Here is a 6,739-nt window from a genome sequence, read left to right as displayed (position 1 = left end):
ACTCAATGGCCTGAGCCCTGTGGAATACAGGGCTCGGGCTGTAGCTTAGAACTGTCCAACTTTTGGGGGGCAGTCCAACCTGTGGGAGCGGGCAAGCCCGCGAATGGGCTGCAAAGCAGCCCCAGAAGTATCAGCCTTTCGGTTTCTCTGCGGGCTGCCACAAAACCTCAGCCACCCCCTGGCGCCGCCCGATGATCCGCGCCGCCACGAACAATAGATCGGAAAGCCGGTTGATATACGCCAAACCAACGCCTTCCAGCGGCTCCATGGCATTCAACTGCTGGCACCGGCGCTCTGCACTGCGCGCCAGACTGCGGCACACATGCGCCTGCGCCACCAGCGCCGAACCACTGGGCAGAATGAAGTTCTTCAGTGGCCCCAGCTCTTCGTTCCACACATCGATGGCCGCCTCCAGGCGTTCCACTTCCGCCAGGTTCAACGCCTGGTAACTGGGCATCGCCAGCTCGCCACCCAGGTCGAACAAGCGGTGCTGACACGGCGCCAATACTGCGGTCACTTCATTCAGCCCGTGCTCGGCGAGCCCCGCCAGCAGCAACCCCAACTGGCTGTTCAGGCTGTCCACCTCGCCAATCGCTTCGATCCGCGGGTGGTCCTTGGGCACCCGGCGGCCGTCGCCCAGGCCGGTTTCGCCTTTGTCGCCGGTGCGGGTATAAATCTTCGAAAGGCGGTAGCCCATGTCATTGCTCCGTTCTGGCCGGCACCGCCGCTGCCGGCTGGGTGAGGGGCAGGCGTAGGGTAAAGCAGGTGCCTTGGCCTGGCGTGGATTGCACTTCCATCTGCCCCTTGTGGTTGTTGGTGATGATGAAGTAGGAGACCGACAGGCCCAGGCCGGTACCCTGGCCGATTTCCTTGGTGGTGAAGAACGGCTCGAAGGTGCGCTTGCGCACCGCCTCGGGCATGCCGACGCCGTTGTCTTCGACCTGGATTTCGGCCCATGGCGGGCTTAGCCGGGTGCGCAGTGTGATGCGTCCGGGCTCGCTGGGTTGCGGGCGTTGGTGGATGGCCTGGGCTGCATTCTTCAGCAAGTTGAGCAGTACTTGTTCCAGCTCGTTGGCGGTGCATGGCACCGGCCCCAGGTCGGGGTCGAACTGGCGCACGATGGCTTGCCCCTTGAAGTCGAAGCCGATGGCCAGATCGAAGTCATTGCCGGCAATTTCAAGCGCCTGATCGATCAGTGCCGGCAGCTCGCATGGCACCAGCTGGCGGTTGCTGCGGCGGCTGAAGCTGAGCATGTGGGTGACGATCTTCGCCGCCCGGGCGCCGGCCTGCTGAATGCCGTCGAGCAGTTGCGGCACCTCGCGGCTGTCCAGGTAGCGGTTGATCGTGGCCAGGTCGATGCCCAGCTCTTCGGCCTGTTCCTGGTTGCGCGGCAGGTCGGACGACAGGCGTCGGCGAATGTTCTGCACGTTGTGCAGGATAGCGCCCAGCGGGTTGTTGATTTCGTGCGCCATGCCGGCAGCCAGCCCCCCGACCGAGAGCATTTTTTCTGACTGCACCATCATCTCTTCCAATGACAGACGCTGGGTGATGTCGTCGATACGAATGACCACGCCGCGCCCGCCGCCGCCCGTCAGTGGGTAGAAGGTCAGGGCGTAGTGGCGTAGGTCGTCGCCCTTGGGCCAGGTTACCCGCTCGATCTTCGCCACTCGATGTTTTTCCACGGTTTCCTTCAGTTGCGGGAGGAACGGCTTCAGCGGCTCGAACGCAATGAACACCGGCTGGTTAAGTGCCTCGTCCAGTGGCGTGCCGGAAAGCACCGTGGCTTCGTGGTTCCATTGGGTCACGTAAAGCTGTTCGTCGAGGGCGATCAGTGCCGAGGGCATCGAGTCGATGATGCTGTTGAGGTAGTTCTGAAAACCGGTGAGCTTTTTCTCGATCTTGCTGCGTACCTGTACTTCCAGTTCCAGCTTGCGGTTGGTGTGGCGGGTTTCTTCGGCAAGGCCCTGAGCCTGGTCGTAGGCACTCTGGAACTCGTCGCGGGCGCTCTTGAGCTGCTGCTCGCGGGCCTCGATGCGCGACAGCATGGTGTTGAAGGCCTCGGCCAGGCTGCCGATTTCATCATCGTTGCCGCGTTGGGCGCGCAAGGCGTAGCTCTCTTCGCGGGTAACCTGGCGGCTGAGTTCCTCAAGCTGGTTGATCGGTTGGGTGATCAGGCGTTTGATCTGCCGGGCGATGACGATCCATAGCAGGACACTGAACACCAGGATGCCCAGGCTGGCGCTGAGTGTGCCGGTGTAGAAGGCCGTGGGCAGTTCGCTGCTGGCTACCAGCAGCAAGTGTGCCGGTGGGTTGGCATCGCGGGGGATGCGGATCAACTGAGTGCTGCGAAACTCCATCAGGCGCCAGCCGTCGATGTTGCGAAAACGTTTGGGCAGGGCCAGCGGCTCGCCATGCTGCAACTGCGCCAGCATTCGGCCATCGCCACCGTAGACCGCGGCGGCGCGCAGCGGTGTGTAACTGTCCAGTTCCTTGAGCAGGGCACGGGCGGTTTCCGGGGTGTCGCCGGCGCGGGCTGCAAGCTGAGGATTGGCCACCAGCCGGCCGATGGTCTGCATGGCCTGGGGCGCCATGCTTTCCTGGGTGATCCAGTAGGCGGCGCTGATGAAGGTGAGGTTGGCCATCAGCAAGATGGTCACCAGCAATACCAGCAGGGCCGCCAGCAGCTTCTGCCCGACCGGGAGGTTTTCCAGGCGTTGGCGCAAGGTCATGGGCAAGGCAATGTCCGTATCCGGTTGAAGGGCCGCGTCAGTCGCAGGGCAAACCACGCGCGCGCAGGTTTTCGACCAAGCGCTGCAGCAGGTGTTCCAGCTGCGGCAAGTGCAGGCCATGACGGCCCGCAGCGCGGCAAGCATGGCCGAGCAGGTAGTGCAACTCGGTGCGTCGTCCTGCATGCACGTCCTGGTACATGGAAGAGTAGTTGGCTGCGGTGGCGAGGATTACCCGCTGCACTTCTTCCTCCAGCCCCTCGGCTGCTTGCGGCTGGCCGCAACGGCGCAGCAGTCGGGCCAGTTCGACGCACAGGGCTTGCACTTCACCCAGGTGCCCCAGCAGCCCGCCATTCTGGCAATCGTGAAGCACGGTCAGCGGGTTGATGGCGCAATTGAGCGCCAACTTGCGCCACAGGCGGGTCAGTATGTCTACTGTCCATTCTGCGGGGATACCGGCCTCGTGCAGGTCATCGAACCAGGCGGGGATCATGGGGTTACGTGGGTCGCCCAGCCAGTTGAAGCCATGGCCGGCAAAACGCACCTGCCAGTCCCCCTCGCGGAAGGCGCCTTCGGTGCTGGAGGCGAAGATGCAGCGAGCGTGCGGCACCAGGTCTGCGACTTCATCCTGGCTGCCAAGGCCATTCTGCAACAGCAGCACTTCGGCGCTCTCGGCCAGCCGTGGCGCTAGACCGGCAATCGCCGGGGCAGCGTCATAGGCCTTGCAGGCCACCAGCAGCCGGTGGATCGGGCCTTGCGCTTGCGCCGTTTCGGCAGGTATGGCGTAGTGCCGGGTTTGCTCCTGTTCGACCAGGGTCAGGCCACCGGCCTGCTGATAAGCCTGTAGCCGTTGCCCGTCACGCAGGATCAGGCGCACGGCCTTGCCTGCGCGTGCCAGGCGGCAGGCCCACAGACTGCCAAGGCTACCGGCGCCGAGAATATGCCAGGTGCTGCTCATATGCGTTTCGCAACCCGTTATAATGAGCCCGCATTTTAACCTTCAAACCCAGCGCGCTCCATCTTCAGCCTGAGCGCGCTTTTATTTTGGGAGAACAACCATGCCTTCGTTCGACGTGGTATCGGAACTGGACAAGCACGAAGTGCAGAACGCGGTCGACAACGCCATCAAGGAACTGGACCGCCGCTACGACCTCAAGGGCAAAGGCACCTTCGAGTTCAAGGACAAAGAGCAGACCGTGATGCTCACCGCCGAGGAAGAGTTCCAGCTCGAGGCGATGCTGGAGATCCTGCGCCTGGCACTGGTCAAGCGCAAGATCGACGTGAAGTGCCTGGAAACCAAGGACCCCTACGCCTCCGGCAAGGAAAAGAAACAGGAAGCCAAGTTCCGCGAAGGCATCGACAAGGACCTGGCAAAAAAGATCGTAGCCACCATCAAGGATGGCAAGCTGAAAGTACAGGCCGCCATCCAGGGTGAGCAGGTACGGGTAACCGGCAAGAAACGTGACGATCTGCAGGAAGCCATTGCCCTGCTGCGCACCAAGGAATTCGACATGCCGCTGCAGTTCAACAACTTCCGCGACTGATGCGGGGGTGGCCCGGAACCCCGATGGCCAAATGATGTCCATGGGGGCCGTGGTTGCGTAATAACACGCGCGGCCTGTTCTACCGTGTACTTGCCGCTCGGCATCAGGAGATGAATATGGATTTGAACGCTGAGGTCGACCAGCTCGTCCGCCAATCCCAAACGTGGATCCCTTTGATCATGGAATACGGCAGCCGTGTGCTGCTGGCACTGCTGACCTTGGCGGTCGGCTGGTGGATCATCAACAAGGTCAGCGCCCGCCTCGGCAAGCTGGTTGGCCTGCGCAACGCCGACCTGGCGCTGCAGGGCTTCATCAGCACCCTGGCGAACATCGTGCTGAAGGTGCTGCTGTTGGTCAGCGTGGCCTCGATGATCGGCATCGAGACCACCTCGTTCGTCGCCGCCATCGGTGCCGCAGGCCTGGCCATCGGCCTTGCCTTGCAGGGCAGCCTGGCGAACTTCGCCGGTGGTGTGCTGATCCTGATGTTCCGCCCGTTCCGTATCGGTGACTGGATCGAGGCGCAGGGCGTTGCCGGCACCGTCGACAGTATCCAGATCTTCCACACCGTGCTGCGCACCGGTGACAACAAGACGGTCATCATGCCCAATGGCAGCCTGTCCAACGGCATCATTACCAACACCAACCGCCAGCCGACGCGCAAGGTGGTGTTCGATGTGGGCGTTGACTACGAGGCCGACCTGCAGAAGGCCCGCAATGTGTTGCTGGAGCTGGCAAAGGACCCGCGTGTTCTGCAAGACCCGGCACCGCAGGCGGTCGTGTCGACGCTGGGCGACAGCTCGATCACCGTATCGCTGCGCTTGTGGACCAAGACCTCCGATTACTGGGATGTGATGTTCATGCTCAACGAGTATGCGCGTGACCGGTTGAAAGCCGAAGGGATCGACATTCCGTTTCCGCAGCGGGTTATTCGCGTGGTGCAGGAGACTGCAACGCAGTAATACCGCGTTCAAGCCGGGGCCGCTTTGCGCCCCTTCGCGGGCAAGCCCGCCCCTACGAGGACATGCGTGTTTGTAGGAGCGGGCTTGCCCGCGAAGGGGCGCAAAGCGGCCCCAGCTTTTTCCGACCCTGATTACACTTGTTCACAGCAATTTCCAGCCATTTCTGGCATATAGCGTGACCCCGCCCGCCACACCCGATACGCCATCATGAAACCACTGCTGTATATCACCCCTCTGCGTGCCTTGCTGTTCGGCCTGACCCTGGCCCTGTTCGAACTGCTGACCTACCTGGCCAGCGACGCGGTCATGCCGGCCATGCCGGTCGTGGTCAGCGACCTCGACGCCAGCCCCGAATACATACCCCATGCCCTCAACCTGTACCTGCTGGGGGGCGTGGTACTGCAATGGCTGATCGGCCCGTTGGCCGACCGTTATGGACGGCGCCCGCTGCTGCTGGTCGGCTGCGCATTCTTTGGCCTGGCCTGCCTGGCTACCTTCTGGGTCCAGGACATCGGCCTGTTCAACCTGTTGCGCCTGTTGCAGGGCATTGGCCTGGGCTTCGTGGTCACCGTCAGCTACCCAGCCCTGAACGAGGCTTTCAGCGAGGCTGATGCCGTACGCATGATGGCCCTGCTGGCCAACATCGCCTTGCTGTCGCCCCTGCTCGGGCCGCTGGTGGGCACCTTGCTGCTGCAATGGCTGGACTGGCGCTGGCTGTTCGTGGCGTTCGCCATCGGCGCGGTGCTGGCCTGGCTGCTGCTGTACCGCCTGATGCCGGAAACCCTGGGCGTGGAGCGCCGTGACGGCTCGCGGCTGGCGTTCACGCCGATTCACCTGCTGCCACTGTTGGCGGGCTATGGCCAGTTGCTGGGCAACCGCCGCTTCGTTGCAGGCAGCGCCGCCCTTGGGTTGGTCGGCTTACCGCTGATTGGCTGGATTGGCCTGTCGCCGGTGCTGCTGATTCACGATGAGGGGTTGAGTACCCTGGAGTATGCCTTGTGGCAGTTGCCGGTCTTTGGCGGGCTGATCCTCGGTAACCTGATCATCAACCGTATTGCCGATCGCTACCCGCTGCCAGCCCTGGTGCGTGGCGCGCTCTGGCCATACCTGGCTGGCCTGTGCCTGATGGTGCTGGCGACTTGGCGCTGGCCCAGCGTGACCAGTGTGGTGGCCGGCATGTCGCTGTACGCGCTTGGGTTGGGCGTGGCCAATGCGGTGCTGTACCGCATGACGCTGTTCTCCAGTGAGCAGAGCAAGGGGCTGGTTTCGGCCATGCTGGGGATGATCACCATTGCCTTGCTGGGGCTCGGTGGAGCGCTGCTGGCGATGATTGGCGCCGGCGCCAGCTTGCTGCATTTTGCCCTGGCAGCGGGGGTGGCGGGGGCGTTGGCGCTGTGGCCGCTGTGGTTTGTGGTGGGTGGGCGGCCTGGGGAAGGGGCTGTTGCTTGATAAGCGGTATTGCCTGTGCCGGCCTCTTCGCGGGTAAACCCGCTCCTACAAGACAACGCGG

The 6,739-nt window shown here is 62.9% G+C and carries 6 protein-coding genes; 3 read left to right on the top strand and 3 right to left on the bottom strand.

All coding sequences use genetic code 11. The features are described 5' to 3' along the window. Positions 1-130 precede the first annotated feature (130 nt). From QYE47_RS27070 to QYE47_RS27060, 3 genes are read right to left on the bottom strand one after another with little or no spacing between them, the layout of a single operon-like run. Positions 131-697: a cob(I)yrinic acid a,c-diamide adenosyltransferase gene (locus QYE47_RS27070; RefSeq protein ID WP_014592272.1), complete on the bottom strand. Its 567-nt coding sequence runs from the start codon at positions 695-697 to the stop codon at positions 131-133. 1 nt (position 698) lies between these two features. Beyond that, complete coding sequence (locus QYE47_RS27065) at positions 699-2,729, bottom strand: ATP-binding protein (protein WP_014592271.1); 2,031 nt, start codon at positions 2,727-2,729, stop codon at positions 699-701. A 37-nt stretch (positions 2,730-2,766) separates the two neighbouring features. Continuing rightward, the gene (locus QYE47_RS27060; protein WP_014592270.1) at positions 2,767-3,684 is read right to left on the bottom strand and encodes a putative 2-dehydropantoate 2-reductase; all 918 of its coding nucleotides are present in this window, start codon (positions 3,682-3,684) and stop codon (positions 2,767-2,769) included. A gap of 100 nt (positions 3,685-3,784) precedes the next feature. Here QYE47_RS27060 and QYE47_RS27055 point away from each other — a divergent pair, with 100 nt between their 5' ends. From QYE47_RS27055 to QYE47_RS27045, 3 genes are all read left to right on the top strand, one after another. After that, complete coding sequence (locus QYE47_RS27055) at positions 3,785-4,270, top strand: YajQ family cyclic di-GMP-binding protein (protein ID WP_003251890.1); 486 nt, start codon at positions 3,785-3,787, stop codon at positions 4,268-4,270. Positions 4,271-4,386: 116 nt separating this feature from the next. Further along, positions 4,387-5,229, top strand: a complete 843-nt coding sequence (locus QYE47_RS27050; protein ID WP_003251892.1) for a mechanosensitive ion channel family protein — start codon at positions 4,387-4,389, stop codon at positions 5,227-5,229. Between the two features lie 207 nt (positions 5,230-5,436). Then, positions 5,437-6,678 (top strand): MFS transporter, encoded by a 1,242-nt coding sequence (locus QYE47_RS27045; RefSeq protein ID WP_014592268.1) that lies wholly within the window; start codon positions 5,437-5,439, stop codon positions 6,676-6,678. Positions 6,679-6,739: the final 61 nt, after the last annotated feature.

It is taken from the genome of Pseudomonas sp. 2,4-D, assembly GCF_030418155.1.
Lineage (GTDB): Bacteria > Pseudomonadota > Gammaproteobacteria > Pseudomonadales > Pseudomonadaceae > Aquipseudomonas > Aquipseudomonas alloputida.
The sequence above is the reverse complement of the archived record's forward strand: the minus strand, read 5'-3'. Positions and strand labels throughout refer to the sequence as shown.